The sequence below is a fragment of the Aquabacterium sp. genome, from assembly GCF_021768455.1.
Taxonomy (GTDB): Bacteria; Pseudomonadota; Gammaproteobacteria; order Burkholderiales; family Burkholderiaceae_C; genus Aquabacterium.
Window position 1 is genome coordinate 1 of the sequence record NZ_JAIZVX010000101.1, and the last position, 16,243, is coordinate 16,243.

15 protein-coding genes are annotated in these 16,243 nt (G+C 69.2%); 5 read left to right on the forward strand and 10 right to left on the reverse strand.

Going from position 1 to position 16,243, the window contains the following annotated elements; all coding sequences use genetic code 11:
• The first annotated feature begins 46 nt into the window (after nucleotides 1-46).
• Both QZ994_RS13475 and QZ994_RS13480 read left to right on the forward strand, forming a co-directional pair.
• Entirely contained in the window at nucleotides 47-1,105 is a 1,059-nt protein-coding gene (locus tag QZ994_RS13475) for a porin (RefSeq protein WP_290872462.1), read from the forward strand.
• A 4-nt stretch (nucleotides 1,106-1,109) separates the two neighbouring features.
• Nucleotides 1,110-2,861, forward strand: coding sequence for a SulP family inorganic anion transporter (locus QZ994_RS13480; protein WP_290872419.1), 1,752 nt, complete (start codon nucleotides 1,110-1,112; stop codon nucleotides 2,859-2,861).
• Here QZ994_RS13480 and QZ994_RS13485 read toward each other — a convergent pair.
• The gene (locus tag QZ994_RS13485) at nucleotides 2,842-4,386 is read right to left on the reverse strand and encodes a methyl-accepting chemotaxis protein (protein ID WP_290872423.1); all 1,545 of its coding nucleotides are present in this window, start codon (nucleotides 4,384-4,386) and stop codon (nucleotides 2,842-2,844) included. The two genes, QZ994_RS13480 and QZ994_RS13485, sit on opposite strands and share 20 nt — an antisense overlap.
• A gap of 209 nt (nucleotides 4,387-4,595) precedes the next feature.
• Between QZ994_RS13485 and QZ994_RS13490 the strand changes: the two genes are divergently transcribed.
• Nucleotides 4,596-5,312 (forward strand): DUF6515 family protein, encoded by a 717-nt coding sequence (locus QZ994_RS13490; RefSeq protein WP_290872426.1) that lies wholly within the window; start codon nucleotides 4,596-4,598, stop codon nucleotides 5,310-5,312.
• Here QZ994_RS13490 and QZ994_RS13495 read toward each other — a convergent pair.
• Nucleotides 5,223-5,660, reverse strand: a complete 438-nt coding sequence (locus tag QZ994_RS13495; RefSeq protein WP_290872429.1) for a DUF4148 domain-containing protein — start codon at nucleotides 5,658-5,660, stop codon at nucleotides 5,223-5,225. The genes QZ994_RS13490 and QZ994_RS13495 overlap by 90 nt on opposite strands.
• Before the next feature lie 76 nt (nucleotides 5,661-5,736).
• Nucleotides 5,737-7,251 (reverse strand): MFS transporter, encoded by a 1,515-nt coding sequence (locus QZ994_RS13500; protein ID WP_290872432.1) that lies wholly within the window; start codon nucleotides 7,249-7,251, stop codon nucleotides 5,737-5,739.
• A gap of 75 nt (nucleotides 7,252-7,326) precedes the next feature.
• On the opposite strand from QZ994_RS13500, the gene QZ994_RS13505 reads away from it, so the two are divergent.
• A complete protein-coding gene (locus QZ994_RS13505; RefSeq protein ID WP_290872435.1) occupies nucleotides 7,327-8,274 on the forward strand; it encodes a LysR family transcriptional regulator in 948 nt (315 codons plus the stop codon).
• Here the strand turns inward: QZ994_RS13505 and QZ994_RS13510 are convergent.
• The 7 genes from QZ994_RS13510 to gabT form a co-directional block, all read right to left on the reverse strand.
• Nucleotides 8,255-9,487, reverse strand: coding sequence for a hypothetical protein (locus QZ994_RS13510; protein WP_290872438.1), 1,233 nt, complete (start codon nucleotides 9,485-9,487; stop codon nucleotides 8,255-8,257). The genes QZ994_RS13505 and QZ994_RS13510 overlap by 20 nt on opposite strands.
• 14 nt (nucleotides 9,488-9,501) lie before the next feature.
• On the reverse strand, nucleotides 9,502-10,242 hold the full coding sequence (locus QZ994_RS13515; RefSeq protein ID WP_290872441.1) for a hypothetical protein: 741 nt from the start codon (nucleotides 10,240-10,242) through the stop codon (nucleotides 9,502-9,504).
• 12 nt (nucleotides 10,243-10,254) lie between these two features.
• Nucleotides 10,255-10,824: a hypothetical protein gene (locus tag QZ994_RS13520; protein ID WP_290872444.1), complete on the reverse strand. Its 570-nt coding sequence runs from the start codon at nucleotides 10,822-10,824 to the stop codon at nucleotides 10,255-10,257.
• A gap of 82 nt (nucleotides 10,825-10,906) precedes the next feature.
• Nucleotides 10,907-11,191 (reverse strand): DnaJ domain-containing protein, encoded by a 285-nt coding sequence (locus QZ994_RS13525; protein WP_290872447.1) that lies wholly within the window; start codon nucleotides 11,189-11,191, stop codon nucleotides 10,907-10,909.
• A gap of 138 nt (nucleotides 11,192-11,329) precedes the next feature.
• Entirely contained in the window at nucleotides 11,330-12,226 is an 897-nt protein-coding gene (locus tag QZ994_RS13530) for a DMT family transporter (RefSeq protein WP_290872450.1), read from the reverse strand.
• Between the two features lie 99 nt (nucleotides 12,227-12,325).
• A complete protein-coding gene (locus QZ994_RS13535; protein WP_290872453.1) occupies nucleotides 12,326-13,780 on the reverse strand; it encodes an NAD-dependent succinate-semialdehyde dehydrogenase in 1,455 nt (484 codons plus the stop codon).
• Between the two features lie 42 nt (nucleotides 13,781-13,822).
• Nucleotides 13,823-15,142: a 4-aminobutyrate--2-oxoglutarate transaminase gene (gene gabT, locus QZ994_RS13540; protein WP_290872456.1), complete on the reverse strand. Its 1,320-nt coding sequence runs from the start codon at nucleotides 15,140-15,142 to the stop codon at nucleotides 13,823-13,825.
• Between the two features lie 207 nt (nucleotides 15,143-15,349).
• Between gabT and QZ994_RS13545 the strand changes: the two genes are divergently transcribed.
• Nucleotides 15,350-16,243 (forward strand): PLP-dependent aminotransferase family protein (locus QZ994_RS13545; protein WP_290872459.1); only part of this gene is annotated, 894 nt, incomplete at its 3' end.

Sequence of the window (16,243 nt, forward strand, 5' to 3'; positions counted from 1 at the left end):
CTTCCCCGGCGCCTTGCGCGCCACCCCCTGCGCTGCGCTGTGCACCGTGCTGAGCGCCGGCAGCGGCCTGGTCCAGGCCCAGAGCGTTACCGTCTACGGTGCCCTCGATGCCGGCATCACCATCGTCAGCAACGAAGGCGGCGCACGCAACACCAAACTCGACGACAGCGTCAGCATCGGCAACCGCCTGGGCTTCAAGGGCGTGGAGGACCTGGGCGGCGGCCTCAAGGCCAGCTTCATCCTGGAGAACGGCTTCCGCGTCGACAACGGCGCGCTGCGCCAGGGCGGCACCATGTTCGGCCGCCAGTCGCTGGTGGGCCTGAGTGGCGACTGGGGCACGCTGAGCCTGGGCAACCAGTACGACTTCATCGCCGACTACACGGAAGAGTTCAACGTCTCGGCCTTCGCCAGCGGCTACGCCATCCACCAGGGCGACTTCGACCGCTTCAACATGGACCGCTTCAAGAACTCGGTCAAGTACAGCAGCCCCACGGTGCAGGGCTTCAACGTGGGCGCACAGTACGCCTTCGGCGAGACCGCCGGCAGCCTGCGCGCGGGCTCCTCCTGGAGCGCAGGCGCCCACTACACCAGCGGCGCCTTCACCACGGGCCTGGCCATCTCTCGCCTGAACAACCCCTCGGGCCTGGCCGCCATCTACCCCTACTGGGCCATTGGCGTGACGCAGTTCCTGGGACAGACCGTGGCCACCGATGCGGCCCTGCCGGTCGACAGCCAGACCATCGTGGCCCTGGGCGCCCAGTACGCCGAGGGCCCCCTGGCCCTGATGGCCAACACGACCGCCACGACCTTCAAGGGCTACGGCACCGAGTCCACGATGCACGTCTACGAAGTGGGCGGCACCTGGAACTTCACGCCGGCCGTGCAGGCGCAGACAGGCTTCCAGCACACCACCTTTGAAGGGCACCGCTGGAACCAGCTCTCGGCCGGCCTGTCGATGGCCCTGAGCAAGCGCACCGCCGTCTACATCTCGGGCGACGTGCTGCAGGCCTCCAAGGACGTGGACGCGGTGATCGGCTACTCCTTCGGCAACTCGACCACGAACCGGCAGTCCGACATCCGCGTCGGCATGCGCCACAAGTTCTGAACCTGTGCGCCCGAGCCTCCTGCGTCACCGGTCATGGGCCACGCTGCTGCCCTGCCTGAACTGGCCGCGGCCCAGCTGGCGCAGCCTCGTGCAGGACGCCCGCGCCGGCTGCAGCGTGGGCCTGGTGCTGGTGCCACAGGCCGTGGCCTACGCGGCCCTGGCCGGCATGCCGCCCGAGACCGGTCTGTATGCGGCCCTCTGGCCGGCCCTGGTCGGCGTGCTGTGGGGCTCGGCCCCCTTGCTGGCGGTGGGCCCCGTGGCCCTCACCAGCCTGCTGACCGCGGCCTCGCTGCAAGGGCTGGCCACACCGGGCAGCACCGAATGGGTGGCCCTGGCGATGTGGCTCTCGCTGTATGCGGGGCTGATGCAGCTGGCCATGGGCCTCGCCGGCCTGGGCCGCCTGGTCGACCTCGTCTCCCACCCGGTGATGACGGGCTTCGTGCACGCCGCGGCCGTGCTGATCGCCTGGTCGCAGACCCCCGCCCTGCTGGGCCTGCATGCGGGCTGGATGCCGCCTCTGGCTCATGGGGTGAGCCTGTTTGGGCTGACGGGCGCCAGCATGCTGGCCAGCCCCTGGGTGCTGGACCTGGCCCTGGGCCTGGGAGCCCTGTGCTTTCTGGTGTGGCAGCGGCGGCGCTGGCCCACCTTCCCCGGTTTCGTCCTGGTGACGGTCCTGGGCATCCTGGTCAGCTGGTCCACAGGCCATGCGGCGCGAGGGGGATCCGTGGTGGGGTCTTTGTCCGCCGGCCTGCCCACGCTGACCGGGCTGCCCCCCTTGGGCTTTGACCAGCACCGCGCCCTGTGGCCGGCGGCCCTGGTGATCGCCTTGATTGGCTTCACCGAGGCGCTCTCCAGCTGCCAGGCACTGGCCCGACAACAGCCCCAACCCTGGGATGAAAACCAGGAACTGTGTGGCCAGGGTCTGGCCAAGCTGGCCAGCGCCTTCAGCGGGGCCTTTCCCGTGAGCGCCTCGTTTTCGCGCACCGCGCTCAACGTCTTCGTGGGCGCGCGCAGCGCCTGGTCCACCCTGTTCAGCGTGCTGTGCGTGCTGGCTTGCCTGCTGTGGCTCACCGAAGCACTGGGCGGCCTGCCCCGCTCGGTGCTGGCGGCCATGGTGATCGCACCGGTGCTGGGCCTGGTCGACGGGCCCGGTCTGCGCCAGCTGTGGCGCCTGTCGCGGCCCGATGCGGCCCTGGCTGCGGCCACCTTCGCCGCCACCTTGCTGGCCGCGCCCCAGATGCAATGGGGCGTGTTCACGGGCGTGGGCCTGAGCATGGTGGCCTTTTTGTGGCGGCGCATGCAGCCGCGCATCGTCGAAGTGGGCCTCCATGCCGATGGCAGCCTGCGTTGTCGGCAGCGTTTTGGCCTGCCGGCGCTGGCCCCCGGCCTGCTGGCTTTGCGCATGGACGCGGCCCTGAGCTTCCTCACGGCCTCGGCCTTGTTGCGCGAAGTGGAGGGGCGCTGCCGCACGGCCACGGGGCTGCACACGGTGCTGCTGTGTGGCAGCGGCATCAACGACATCGACGCCAGCGGGGCCCTGGCCCTGCAACGGCTCTCGGCCCGGCTGAAACAGGCGGGCATCCAGCTCAGCCTGTGTGCGCTCAAACAACCGGTGCAGGCAAGGCTGGCCCAGCTGGCCGAGCCCCCCTGCCCTGCGGGCCTGGTGTTCGCCACCGACCGGGCGGCGCTGGCCCATTTCCAGGGCGCCATCGGCGGCGCACCGATGGCCTCTGACCTCAGGCCCGCGCCAGCTTGAAGACGGCCACGGCCTGAACCAGGTGGCCGGCCTGCTGCTTCAGGCTCTCGGCCGCAGCGGCGCTTTGCTCCACCAGGGCCGCGTTCTGCTGCGTGGCCTGGTCCATCAGGGACACGGCCTGCCCCACCTGGCTCACGCCATCGCTCTGCTCTGAACTGGCCGAGCTGATTTCGGCGACGATGGCGCTCACGCGCTGGATGGCCGCCACGATCTCGCCCATGGTGCCACCGGCGCGGTCCACCAGGCTCGTGCCCTGCTCCACCTGCTCGACGCTGTGCGTGATCAGGGTCTTGATCTCTTTCGCCGCCTCGGCACTGCGCTGGGCCAGGGCCCGCACCTCGCCAGCCACCACGGCAAAACCGCGGCCTTGTTCGCCCGCACGGGCCGCTTCCACCGCGGCGTTCAGCGCCAGGATGTTGGTCTGGAAGGCGATGCCATCGATCACCGCGATGATGTCGGAGATCTGCTTGGCGCTCTGGTTGATGGCGCGCATGGTGTCGACCACCTCGCCCACCACCACACCGCCCTGGGCCGCGATCTCGCTGGCGCCCGAGGCCAGGGTGTTGGCCTGCAGGGCGTTGTCGGCGTTGTGGCGAACGGTGGCGCTGAGCTGGTCCATGGTGGCGGCGGTCTGCTGCAGGGCGGCGGCCTGCTGCTCGGTGCGCTGGCTCAGGTTGAGGTTGCCCTGGGCGATTTCGGTGCTGGCGGTGGCCACGCTTTCGGCATTGCCCCGCACATGGCTGACCACGCCCACGAGCTGGGCCTGCATCTCCTGCAGGGCACGCAGCAGCACGCCGGTCTCGTCCCTCGCTTCGCTGTGCAGGCGGGCGCTGAGGTCACCTGCGGCCACGCGCTGGGCAGCGGCCACGGCCTCACGCAGCGGCACGGTGATGCTGCGGGTGATGACCCAGGCGCAGACCCCACCCAGCATGAGCGTCACCAGGCCCAGCCCCAGCAGCAGGCGGCTGCCGGCTTCGTTGCGTGCATGGACGTCTCTCGCGTGCGCGTCGATGGCGTCGCGCTGCAGGGTCTGGAAGGCCTGCATGCTGTCGAGGTAGGCCCTGGCCACGGGCACCAGCTTGCTGTCCAGCGCCTTCAGCGCCTGCTCACTCTCGCCCGCCGTCTTGAGCTGGTTGATCTCCCCTCGTACAGCCAGGAACTGTTTGCGGCGCTCGCCAATGTCCTTGAACATGGCCTCTTCCTGAGCCCCTTCCACCAGGGCCTCGATGGCCTTCTGGTATTTGCTCGATGCGGCCGTCGAGGTGGCCATCTCTTCCTTGAAGAAATCGACCAGGCTGGCATCGGCGCTGCGCGCGATGGCCATGGTGCGGCGCACGCCGGCATTGACGTTGGCGTACCAGTCGTTGACGAGGCGCTCCTTGGCCAGGGGCTGGGCCATCATGGCCTCGGTGCTGCGGCCGGTTTCGTGCAGGCGCCACAGGCCAATGGCCAGGATCGCCATGGCGAGGAGGAGGATGGCGGCAAATCCGATGGCCAGACGCTGACCGATCGACATACGGGACATGGGTGAGGGCTCCAGAAGATTGCGCCGAGAGAGCAAAAGTCCGGCGCCGCAGGCTTGGCAAAGCCGATGCAAGGATGTCGGCACATGAAAGCCCGACTTGAGCCTCCAGCCCCTGCGACACACAACTTGACACAGGTGGGGCACCCCCTTCACACGCCCCGCGCATGATCTGGCCATGGGGCCGCCCGGGCCCGTTTGCGGAGAACACCATGCGCTTGAATGCTTTGTCCCTGCCTCGCCGTGGCGCCCTGGCGCTGGCCTTGTGCGTGCTGGCCACGCTGGCCGCCCACGCCGATGGGCCCGGTGGACGGGGCGGCTTCGGTGGCCCCGATCGCGACGGACGCGACGGACGCCCCGGCTTCGTGCTCGATGGCCGCTACCACCACGACCACTATTACCCTCAACCGGGCTGGGCCGTGCGCGGCCTGCCGCTCAACAGCCTGAGCGTGGTCTTTGGGAGTGGGCGCCTGTACTTCAATGCGGGGGTCTGGTACCAGCCCCGCGGTGCAGGCTTTGTCGTGATCACCCCGCCGGTGGGCGTGGTGCTGCCCATCCTGCCGCAGGCGGCGGTCACGCTGTGGGTGGGCGGCCAGCCTTGTTATTACGCCAACGGGGTCTACTACCGGCCGCTGCCGGATCAAGGCTACGAGGTCATCGAGGCACCGGCAGATGCCAGCCCGGTGCCGCCCACGGTGGTGGCGCCGAGCACGGCCAGCGGGTCCACCAGCGTTGGCAGCAGCACCCCACGGGCCAACCCGGAACTGATCCTCTACCCCCGGCAAGGGCAGAGCGCCGCACTGACGCAGGCCGATCGCCAGGCCTGCATGCAGTGGGCCTCAACGCAGGCGGGTGCCGACCGAGACCCCAGCGTGTTCCAGCGCGGACTGGCCGCCTGCCTTGACGCTCGGGGCTACACGGTTCGCTGAGGCCGAGGTGGTCTCGGCTGTGCCCGTAAGCTGGGCCAGCACCGCCTGGTAGGCCGGGCCATGGCGCAGGCTCAGGTAGCGGGCGTAAGCCGCTTCGTAGGCCGGGTCATCCTGACCGCGGCCATCGTGCATGAAGCGGTCGGCGCCCGCCTGTTGCCACACGATGAGGTCGGCCTCGACCTCGGCACGGGTCAGCGAGCGCGCGCCCTGGGCCGCAGGCGGGTCCAGGGGACAGGGGGGCTCGGCGCGGGCCTGGGTGGCCACCGCGGCCAGGCCCAGGGCCGACCACAGCAGCGCACGGGTCAGGAAAGCGGGTTGGTGAGACAGGTTCAAGCGGTTCGAGGCCATGTCAGGCTCCTTGCAACGATGCTGGCAACACAGGGGGAGTGCGTGGCACCTGCCAGCCGGGCACGCCACGCACCGATCAGGTGAACTTCTTCTGGGCGGCCAAGGCGAGGCCCGCCAGCACGGCCACCAGGCACAGGCCGCGGTAGCCATCCAGGCAGGCCATCACCGTGGCCTGCTGGGTCATGAGCTGGGACAGCTGCGTGAGGCTGGTGGCCGCAGGCTGGGCGCTGTCCAGCAGGTGAAGGGGATCGGTCGTGGCCTGGCCATACCAGGGCAGCAGGTGCGCCGTGCTCTCGGCCAGGTGCTGGAAGTGCAAGGAACTGCGCATTTGCAGCACCACCGTGGCGAGCGACACCCCGGTGGCATTGGCCACCTCGCGCATCGCGTTCTTGACCTGGTAGGCCTGGGAGAACACCGCTTCGTCCACATGGCGGAAGGTGCCAAAGGCCGCGGTGCCTTGGGCCACTGCCAGGAAGACGCCGTTGCTCAGCCACAGTGGCCAGAACAGCGCCTGCTGCGTGACCTCGCCGTCCAGGCTGCTCATCCAACCGCCGAACACGCACAGGATCGCCAGCGCAAACCACAGGAAGTGCTTGAGCCGCGGGTGGCGCACCAAGAGGTGAAAGTGCACCCGCATGGTCAGCAGGCCCATCAGGGAGGCCGCCGCCAGCAACCAGCCGCTGGAGGTGACCGTGAAGCCCAGGCCCTGCACCAGGAAGACCGGGGTCAGGTAACTGCTGAAGGCCGAGACCACGTAGCAAAAGAAATAGACGGCCAGGCCCACAGCGAAGCGGCCATCCACAAAGCGGTGATACGGGATCAGGGCATCGTGGCGCCGCCAGTCGTGCCACACGAAGGCGCCCAGGCCCAGGGCGGCGGTCACACCCAGTCCCCACAGCAAGGCGCTGGCCGAGAAAACGTCGTACTGGACGCGCTCAAGCACGAACTGCAGCCCGAAGATGCCGGCGATCAGCACCGCCGTGCCCCCCACGTGGACCTCGCTGGGGCGGTCGTCCTGAGCGGGCTCGTGGTCGGGCATGCCCCATTCGGCCAGGGCCAGCACCGCCAGGCTCACGGGCACCATCGGGAGAAAGAGGGCGCGCCAGCCCCAGGCGTCGATGGCATGGGCGGCCAGGAAGGGTGCCAGACCCACGCCGCCAAAAAGACCCAGGGCAAAGCGGCGGATGGCCAGGAGGCGCTCAGGGCCACGGTAGTGGTTGACCTGCACCCGGCCGGCCGTGAAGAAGGCCGCGCCGCCGACGGCCTGCACCGCCCGGCCCGCGATGTAGCCCGGCACATCGACCGCCAGGCCCGTGAGCAGCGCACCGAGCGCAAACACCAGCAACGACAGGCGGATGAAATGGCGATAACCCAGGCGCTGCACCAGCCAGCGGTGCTGGAAGATCATCACCACCGCCACGCCCGCATAGACCGCGGCGGCCAGGCTGAACTCCTCGGGCGCAGCCTCGATGCCGCCCATGATGTAGCGCGCCCCGAAGGAGGCCATCACGCTCTGCAGGTATTCAAGGAACACCAGGGAGGCCAGCGTGAGCAGGTGCAACTGGCGAAGGCGCGGAGGGGCGTGGTTCATGGCGGGATCGGGAGGGGCCACGCCATTGTCAAATCGCACCTAGAATCAATCAAATCGATTGAATTCATTCAGGTCATGCACCAAAACGATGTTCGACACGCAGATTTCCGGCGCATCGACCTGAACCTGTTGGTGGCCTTCGATGCCCTCATGGCCACCGAGCACGTGGGGCTGGCCGCCGAGCGCCTGTTCATTGGCCAACCGGCCATGAGCCATGCCCTGGCCCGCCTGCGAACCCTGCTGGACGACGCGCTCTTCGTGCGCAGCGGCAAGCGCATGGTGCCCACCGCCCGGGCCGTGGCCCTGGGGCCCCGCGTGCGCGCCTGGCTGAACGAAAGCGCCCACTTCCTGCTGCACGACGAGCCCTTCGACCCGGCCTTGGCCGAAGGCCTGGTGCGGGTGTCCATCCCGGACGGACTTGAGGCCCTGATCCTGCCGCCGCTGATGGCGGCACTGCGCACGCAGGCGCCCGGTGTGCGGCTGCGCGCCCAGTTGCTGGAAGTCGAACAGCTGCAATCGGCGCTGGACGAAGACGAGGTCGACATCGTGGTGGTGGCCGCCACCCTGCCGCTGCGCAGCTGGCACCAACAGGTCAATCTGCTGCAATCGGGCTTCAACTACCTGTATGCACCCGCGCAGCTCACGCTGCCGGAGCCGGCCACCCTGGCCGACCTGGCGTCGCAGGCTCACGTGGTGAGCAGCCACCGAGGCGAAGCGGCCAGCGTGGTCGACCACTGCTTTGCCGCCCATGGCCTGACCCGCCATGTGGTGGTGTCAGCGACCAGCCTGGTGGCCGTGTCGCGCGTGCTGAAACAGGCCCCGCTGGTGTCGGTGCAGCCCGCCCTGTACGCCGACCTCTACCCCCAGGAGGGCATCGTCGTCGGGCCGGTGCGCACCGAGCCACCGTTGCGGATCTCGGTGGACATGGTCTGGCACCGCCGCAATGCGCAGCACCCGCTGCAGGCGCATGTGCGCGGCCTGATCAGCGAGATCGCCGCCCGGCTCAGGCCTTCGCCTGCCTGACCACGCACTCCCGGCGCAGCAGCGCCAGGGCGTCGTTCTGGGCGGTGATGGCGTCGCTGCGCAGCAGGGGCTGGGCTTCGCTCACGAAATCCAGCCACACGGCGACCAGGCCTTCGCGCAGGGCACCGGGTGCGTAGGCCTCGATGAACTGCGTGGCCAGTGCCGGCTGCAGGCCCTGCTTGCGGGCCTTGCGCACCAGGGTGGCGGCGGCGGTTTCGGTCAGGCTGGTCTTGGGCTTGTTGCCCACGGCCAGGTGCAGGAACATCGTCAGCAGGGCGTCTTCGTCGGTCTGGCCGCCGGTGGCCGCCGTCCACTCGGGCGAGGCGGTGCGCTCGTGGTGGTCGAGTTCGGTCAGCGCGTCTTCGATCCAGAAGTAGCGGCCCATGAAGGCGGGCTGGGCCATGCGCTTGCGCAGCGGCAGGCTGGTGTCGAGCAATTTGGGCAGGTCTGCCAGCAGACTTTGGCGCACGCCTTCCACCACCTCGCGCAAGGCCTCAGGCAGCTTGGGCGGGATCACGATGCCCGCCGGTGTGGCCAGCGCCGGCTTGGCACGCAGGGCCTGGATCACGGACTCGAACACAGGCCAGTCCGGCAGGGCCTTGCGGCCGGCGGCGCGCACCAGCAGGGCCGAGCGCACCACGGCCTCGGCCTCGGCACCGGCGTCTTCCAGGTCCTCGGCATCGGCCTCCAGGGTTTCGGCAAACCAGGTGGCGGCGGCCAACAGGCTGGCGGCATGGCGGCGCTGGGCCAGCTCGGCACGGTACTCGGGCAGGCTGCGCAGCGTCCACTTGGCCAGCTGGGGGATGTGGTCGTCGGTGAAGCCGTGCTGCTCGTTCATGCCGAAGTGGCTGGTCTTAGGCATGGCGATCAGGCGCTTGAGCATGTCCGAGCCGCCCTTGGAGCGCGACAGGAAGCTGTGGTCGCGCAGGGACTCGGCGGCCGCACGCAGGTCGCCGCCGCAGCTGTCTTCCAGGAACAGGCTGACCAGGTTGACCATGCGCTCGCGGGCGCGCTCGAGTTCGGGGCGCAGGTACTCGCTGCCGAAGTAGCCTGCGATCTGCACCATGCCCTTGGGCGCGCTCTCGTTGATGGCGGCAAGCTTGGCCTGGTCGATCAGCCCGTGCTGCAGGCCGTACTGCAGCGCCTTCTCGAAGAAGGGGCGCGCGTCGTAGAGCGAGACGGCCGCGGGGGTGTTGGAGAGGTTCTCGGCCATGCGCAACTCCGGGCTCAGATGGCGGACTCTTCGTCCGAGTCCAGCACCACGGTGGTGACGCGGCCGAAGTCGGTCTCGCTCAGGTTGACCTTGCCGTCGCCTTCTTCTTCCTCGTCTTCCTCGGCGTCTTCACCGCGGGCGGCCTTGGCGCGCAGCACCAGCAGCATCTCGGTGAACAGGTCGGGCAGCTGGTAGCGCAGCAACCAGGCCAGCTCCATCCAGTCCTGGTCCGAGACCTCGTCGTGCTGCAGCACCGGGCGGGCGTAAGCCGAGGCCAGCAGGGCCGACTCCGAGATCATCTGGCCGTCGTCTTCCATGTAATCGAAGGTGCCGGTGCGGGCAAAGGCCTCGATGCGGCTCCACTTTTCGGTGAAGTAGTCGGCCAGGGCTTCGGCGCCGCCTTCGAGGTCGCCCACGGCGGTGAGGAACTCGATCGGGTCGGCGTCTTCACGGAAGATGACCGAGTTCACCATGCCGCGCAGGTGGGTGCGGGTGAGGTCTTTGTAGCGCTTCTCGATGACCACGGCGCGGGCGAACTGCTCGGGCGTGATCAGCAGGTTGACGATGGACTCCTTCGAGGGGTCGTACTCGCGGATCACGGCCAGGATGTCTTTGGGCGGCAACTGGGCCAGCACCTCGACCAGGGCGCCATCGCCCTCCTTGTCGGCCAGTTCGACCAGGGCGGATTCCGCCCCGACGATGTCGCCCGAGGCGATCAGGCTTTGCGTTTTTTCGATGATGGCAAGGCGGCTCATGGCGTGTCCCGGTCAGTCTTTGCGGTCGAAACCCTGTTGCTCCAGCCAGTCGGCACCGGCTTCTTCGGCGCTGCGGCCGTCGTCGTCGCTTTCACGGCGGTTGTCGTCGTCGCTGTCGAGGTGGTCGCCGTCATCGTCTTCCTCGTGGTCGTGCTCGTCGTCGTCATCGCCCGAAGACGAGGCCCCTGCCGCACCCGGCTTGTCGTGCAGGTAGGCCAGGGCCGCGGCGATCACCATGAAGCGCTGGCCATCGGCCTGCTTCAGGAAGGTCTGGACCAGGCTGGTGGCCCAGGGGGCCAGGGTGATGCTGGCGCTGACCTCGTCCCACTCGGGCAGGTCGTCGAGCTCCAGGCTCACGAGCTGGTTCATCAGGCCCGGTTCCTTGAAGCCGAAGGCCTGGTGGAAGACCGGCGCCACCATCTCGGGCGCCACCTCGGTCATCTGCAGCAGGAAGTCGACCGACTTGCGCTTGTCGGCCAGGCGCTGGCGCAGCACGTCGCGGCCCTCGGAGTCGAAGCTGAGGTCGTCGAGCTCGGCCTGGTAGGCGGAGCGCAACTGGTGAAAGGCGGGAGAGAGGTTCATCGGGGCGAAAGGAAAATCGGTGGGGCCAGGAGGCGGGGCGCCATGAAGCCGGTGGCGCAGGTGGGGGCCGGAGGCGGCGGGTTCAAGCCTGCCCGGTCACGCCTGCGATGTAGCGTTGCCAGATCTCGCGGGCGGTGTCGATCGGGCTGTCGAGCAGGTTGCGCCGCCGATTGTCGTCGTAGGCCTGGCGCTTGTCGGTGTCCGAGAGCACATCGTAAGCCTCCTGCACGGCACGGAAACGCGCCGGCGCCTCAGGCGAGGTGTTGCGGTCGGGGTGGTACTGCGAGGCCTTCTGGCGGAAGGCCTTTTTCACATCGGCCAGTGTGGCGTCGCTGGCCAGGCCAAGGGCGGCGTAGTGGTCGGTCATGGGGCTCGGATAAGCGGTTTCAGGAGGCCAGGCAGGGCGCACAGGCCGCCGCACACGGCGGGGCTTTCGCCCGAGCCGGATGCGAACTGTACTGGATGCCGCCTCGGCCGTGGGACCGATGTGGGACCGTACCCCGCCTCAACCCTGGATGGCCGCCGACGAAGACGGCGCCGGCTGGGGCGCCAAGGTCGAGATCACGACCGAGCCCACCACCAGGGCCATGCCCAGCCAGGCCAGGGGCGAGAGGGCCTCGCCAAAGGCCACCCAGGCCGTGAGCGCCGTGACCACGGGTTCGGCCGCAGACAGCGCCGCCGCGCGGGTCGTGCCCAGGATGCGGGCCCCCGCCAGGAAGGCCGTGATGGAAACCACGGTCGAAAACAGGGCCAGGGCCACCACACAGGCCCAGCCCAGCCAGCTGACCGGGTGGTTCAGCCCCTGGGCCGCGACGATGAGGCCCAGGCACACGGCCGAGCTGGCCGTGATCACCCCGGCCTGGGCCAGCGGGTCGCTGCGGGTGCTCAGCGAACGCGACAGCAGCACGTAGACGGCATACAGCGCCGCCGAGCTCAGCGCCAGGGCCAGGGCCGGCCCGGGCAGCGAGGCCGCCTCGCCCTTGGCCGGCACCACCGTGAGCCAGCAGCCCAGCACGGCCAGCGCCGTGCAGAGGGCGCTGCGGGCGTCCATCAGGCGACGGCTGATCAGGCAGCCCAGCAGGGCCACGAACACGGGGTAACAGAAGAACACCGCCGCCACCGAGGCCGCCGCGCCCTCATTGAGCGCCAGGAAATAGGCCAGCGCATTGACGCAGAAGATGGCACCCATGGCCGCCGCCACCCAGACCGAGCGGCCCGTGGGCCAGGCCACCTGGCGGCGCCAGGCCATGGTCAGCAGCACCAGGGCCGCGATGCCCAGGCGCATGAAGAGCAGGCTGGCCGGGTCCACGCCCTCTTCGCTGGCCGTGCGCGAAAACAGCACCATCACACCGAAACCGGTGGCCGACAGCATCATCAGTGCCGTCCCCTTCAAACGATCCACACGCCACTCCGCAGGTCAAAACGGACAAGGGCGCCACGCGGCGCCCTCGATGCAAGCTGCGCAGCCTAGCAGGGATGCTGCGTCTGCGCCTGAGGCCGATCAAAGACCGGCGAGGGCCACGTATTTGGTCACGAGGTAGTCCTCGATGCCGTGGCGCGAACCTTCGCGCCCCAGGCCCGATTGCTTGACGCCACCAAAGGGTGCGACCTCATTGGAGATCAGCCCGGTGTTGACGCCCACCATGCCGTACTCCAGGGCCTCGGCCACGCGGAAGATGCGGCCCACATCGCGGCTGTAGAAGTAGCTGGCCAGGCCGAATTCGGTGTCGTTGGCCAGCTGCACCACTTCCTCGTCAGAGTGGAAGCGGAACAGCGGGGCCAGCGGGCCGAAGGTCTCTTCCTTGGCGACCTTGGCGTGGGCGGGCACGTCCACCAGCACGGTCGGCTCGAAGAAGGTGCCACCCAGCTCGGAACGCTTGCCGCCCAGCAGCACGCGGGCGCCCTGGCTCACGGCATTGTCGATGTGGTCTTCCACCTTGGCCAGCGCAGCGCGGTCGATCAGCGGGCCTTGCGTGACGCCGGCGGTGCGGCCATCGCCCACCTTCAGCTCGGACACGGCCTTGACCAGCTTCTCGGCGAAGGCGTCATAGACCTTGTCGTGCACATACAGGCGGTTGGCGCACACGCAGGTCTGGCCGGCGTTGCGGAACTTCGAGATGATCGCGCCTTGCACGGCGGCGTCCAGGTCGGCGTCGTCGAAGACGATGAAGGGCGCGTTGCCGCCCAGCTCCAGCGAGAGCTTCTTGATCGTCGGGGCCGACTGGGCATACAGCAGGCGGCCGACTTCGGTCGAACCGGTGAAGCTCAGCTTGCGCACCACGGGGCTCGAGGTGAGCGCCACCCCGATGGCACGCGGGTCACCCGTCACCACCTGCAGCACGCCGGCAGGGATGCCGGCCCGCTCGGCCAGCACGGCCAGGGCCAGGGCCGAGAAGGGGGTCGACTCGGCCGGCTTGACGATGATCGGGCAGCCAGCGGCCAGGGCCGGTGCCACCTTGCGGGTGATCATGGCCAGCGGGAAGTTCCAGGGCGTGATCGCGGCGCAGACACCAATGGGCTCACGCGTCACCAGCAGCTTGCGGTCGGCCAGCGGGCTGGGGATGGTCTCGCCATACAGGCGCTTGCCCTCTTCGGCAAACCACTCGATGAAGGAGGCGGCGTAGCCCACCTCGCCCCGAGCCTCGGCCAGGGGCTTGCCCTGTTCCGTGGTCATCAGCAGGGCCAGGTCTTCCGTGTGGGCCTGGATCAGCTGCAGCCATTTCTGCAGCAGGGCGCCGCGGGCCTTGGCCGTCAGGGCACGCCAGGCGGGCCAGGCGGCGTTGGCGGCCGCGATGGCGCGCTCGGTTTCGGCCGCGCCCATCAGGGGGACGCTGCCCAGCACCTCACCCGTGGCCGGGTTGGTCACGGGCAGGGTTTCGCGGTTGTCGGCGTCGACCCAGCGGCCGTCGAGGTAGGCCTGCTGGCGCAGCAGATCGGGGTCTTGCAGGAAGCTCATGGGGTGATCCGGTGGTGTCTGAGGGATGACGGCCGAGTGAACTCAGGCGCGGGCCGCAAACAGGGCGGCTTCCAGGATGTCCAGGCCTTCGTTGAAGACGGCGTCTTCCGTGGTCAGCGGGTGCAGGAAACGGATCACGTTACCGTAGACACCGCAGATCAGCAAGAGCAGGCCGCGCGACAGGGCCTCGGTCTGCACGCGCTTGGTGTAGGCGGCATCAGGGTGGCCGGTGGCGGGGTCGACGAACTCGACGGCCACCATGGAGCCCGGGCCGCGCACGTCGGCGATCTGCTTCAGATCGGACTTCAGGCCGTTGAGGCGGTCCTTCAGGCGGTCGCCCAGCACCACGGCACGGGCTTCCAGACCTTCGGTGTCGATGGCATCCAGCACGGCATGGGCCGCGGCCACGGCCAGCGGGTTGCCAGCGTAGGTGCCGCCCAGGCCACCGGGTTCGGCCATGTCCATCACCTCGGCACGGCCGGTCACGCCCGACAGCGGCAGGCCACCGGCCAGGCTCTTGGCGAAGGTGATCAGGTCCACCGGCACATCGTGGTGGTGGGTGGCGAACAGCTTGCCGGTGCGGGCAAAGCCGGTCTGGATTTCGTCGGCGATCAGCAGGATGCCGTGCTCATCGGCGATCTTGCGCAGGCCGGCGATGAACTCCACCGGGGCGGGGTTGAAGCCGCCTTCGCCTTGCACGGGCTCGTAGATGAAGGCCGCCACGCGGGCCGGATCGATGTCGCACTTGAACAGGGCGTGCACCGCGTCCAGGGCGTCCTGCACGCTCACGCCATGCAGCTCGCTGGGGAAGGGGGCGTGGTAGATCTCACCGGGGAAGGGGCCAAAACCGCGCTTGTAGGGCACGACCTTGCCGGTCAGCGCCATGCCCATGAAGGTGCGGCCGTGGAAGCCGCCGTTGAAGCCGATCACGCCGGTGCGGCCCGTGAAGGCGCGGGCGATCTTGATGGCGTTTTCAACGGCTTCGGCGCCGGTGGTGAAGAAGGCGGTCTTCTTGGCGTGGGTGCCGGGGGTGCGGCGGTTCAGCTCTTCGGCCAGGGCCACATAGGAGGGATAGGGCACGACCTGGTAAGCGGTGTGCGTGAACTGCTCCAGCTGCTCGCGCACGGCGGCCGTGACCTTGGGGTGACGGTGGCCGGTGTTGAGCACGGCGATGCCGCTGCCGAAGTCGATGTAGCGGCGGCCTTCGATGTCCCACAGCTCGGCATTCAGCGCCTTGGCGGCGTAGAAGCTGTTGCCCACGGCCACGCCACGCGGGGTGGCGGCGTTCTTGCGGGCCTGCCAGTCGGCGTTGACGCCCTGGGCGAAAGCGGGATCGAGCGAGAAATCGGAAGAAGCGGACATGAGAGGACTCGGCTGGGGGGTGGTTCGGAAGGCGCGGCTGGCACTCGGGGGGCTGTCAGGGCCCATGGTGGCCCGCCAGACGCTTCAACATGCGAGCAGATTAGGCAAATTTGGCCCCATTTGCGAGATCCACTCTGGTAAATTTCATGGAACCACTTTGGGCCGAATCGGTGCACACGCCGGGCCCCACGCACCAGGCTCGACCGCATGAAAACCACCGCCCTGTCCGACTGGCTGCAACAGCGCCTTGCGCGCGACAGCGCCGAGCCCGTCTACCGCCAGCTGCAGCGCCTGCTGCGCCAGGCCGTGATCAGCGGCGAGCTGCCGGCGCGCACCCGCCTGCCCTCCAGCCGCCTGCTGGCCGCCGAGCTGGGCATCGCGCGCAACACCGTGATCGAGGTCTACGCCCAACTGGCCGTCGAAGGCTGTGTGCAGAGCCAGCGCGGCAGTGGCACGGTGGTGGCCGACCTCTCGGGCGACGAGATGGTGGCCGTGCCTGGCTGGGTCCATGGCCACCGGGGGCGCACGCCCCGCGCCAGCCGCCCCAGCGCGGCGCTCGCCTCACCGGAAACCGTCGCCGCCGGCCACACCTCGCCCCTGCAGGCCATCGAGGCCCTGTCGCAGCGCGGGCGCGAGCTCCTGGCCACCAGCAGCGTCTCCACCCGGCAATGGGGCGCCTTCATGCCCGGCGTGCCCGACGTCACCGAGTTCCCCACCCGCATCTGGACCCGGCTGCACAACCGCTACTGGCGCAAGGCCCCACCCGAGCAGCTGAGCTACGCGCCCGGCGGCGGCCTGCCCGCCCTGCGAGCGGCCATCGCCACCCACCTGCGCACGGCGCGCTCGGTGCAGTGCGAGCCCGAACAGGTCATCGTCACCACGGGCAGCCACCAGTCCATCGACCTGACCCTGCGCCTGCTGGCCTCGCCCGGCGACCGCGTCTGGCTGGAAGACCCCTGCTACTGGGGCCTGCGCAGCGCCCTGCTCTCGCTGGGCGCGCAGATCGTGCCCATCCCGGTGGACGACGAAGGCCTGGCCTGGCAAAGCCTGGGCGCCCTGCCCCCGCCCAAGATCACCCTGGTCACCCCCTCGCACCAGTAC

Bases quoted from the DNA above. Each gene is read 5' to 3' on its own strand.
- QZ994_RS13485 (WP_290872423.1), bottom strand. From the start codon at position 4,386: ATGTCCCGTATGTCGATCGGTCAGCGTCTGGCCATCGGATTTGCCGCC.
- QZ994_RS13490 (WP_290872426.1), top strand. From the start codon at position 4,596: ATGCGCTTGAATGCTTTGTCCCTGCCTCGCCGTGGCGCCCTGGCGCTG.
- QZ994_RS13495 (WP_290872429.1), bottom strand. From the start codon at position 5,660: ATGGCCTCGAACCGCTTGAACCTGTCTCACCAACCCGCTTTCCTGACC.
- QZ994_RS13500 (WP_290872432.1), bottom strand. From the start codon at position 7,251: ATGAACCACGCCCCTCCGCGCCTTCGCCAGTTGCACCTGCTCACGCTG.
- QZ994_RS13505 (WP_290872435.1), top strand. From the start codon at position 7,327: ATGCACCAAAACGATGTTCGACACGCAGATTTCCGGCGCATCGACCTG.
- QZ994_RS13510 (WP_290872438.1), bottom strand. From the start codon at position 9,487: ATGGCCGAGAACCTCTCCAACACCCCCGCGGCCGTCTCGCTCTACGAC.
- QZ994_RS13515 (WP_290872441.1), bottom strand. From the start codon at position 10,242: ATGAGCCGCCTTGCCATCATCGAAAAAACGCAAAGCCTGATCGCCTCG.
- QZ994_RS13520 (WP_290872444.1), bottom strand. From the start codon at position 10,824: ATGAACCTCTCTCCCGCCTTTCACCAGTTGCGCTCCGCCTACCAGGCC.
- QZ994_RS13525 (WP_290872447.1), bottom strand. From the start codon at position 11,191: ATGACCGACCACTACGCCGCCCTTGGCCTGGCCAGCGACGCCACACTG.
- QZ994_RS13535 (WP_290872453.1), bottom strand. From the start codon at position 13,780: ATGAGCTTCCTGCAAGACCCCGATCTGCTGCGCCAGCAGGCCTACCTC.
- gabT (WP_290872456.1), bottom strand. From the start codon at position 15,142: ATGTCCGCTTCTTCCGATTTCTCGCTCGATCCCGCTTTCGCCCAGGGC.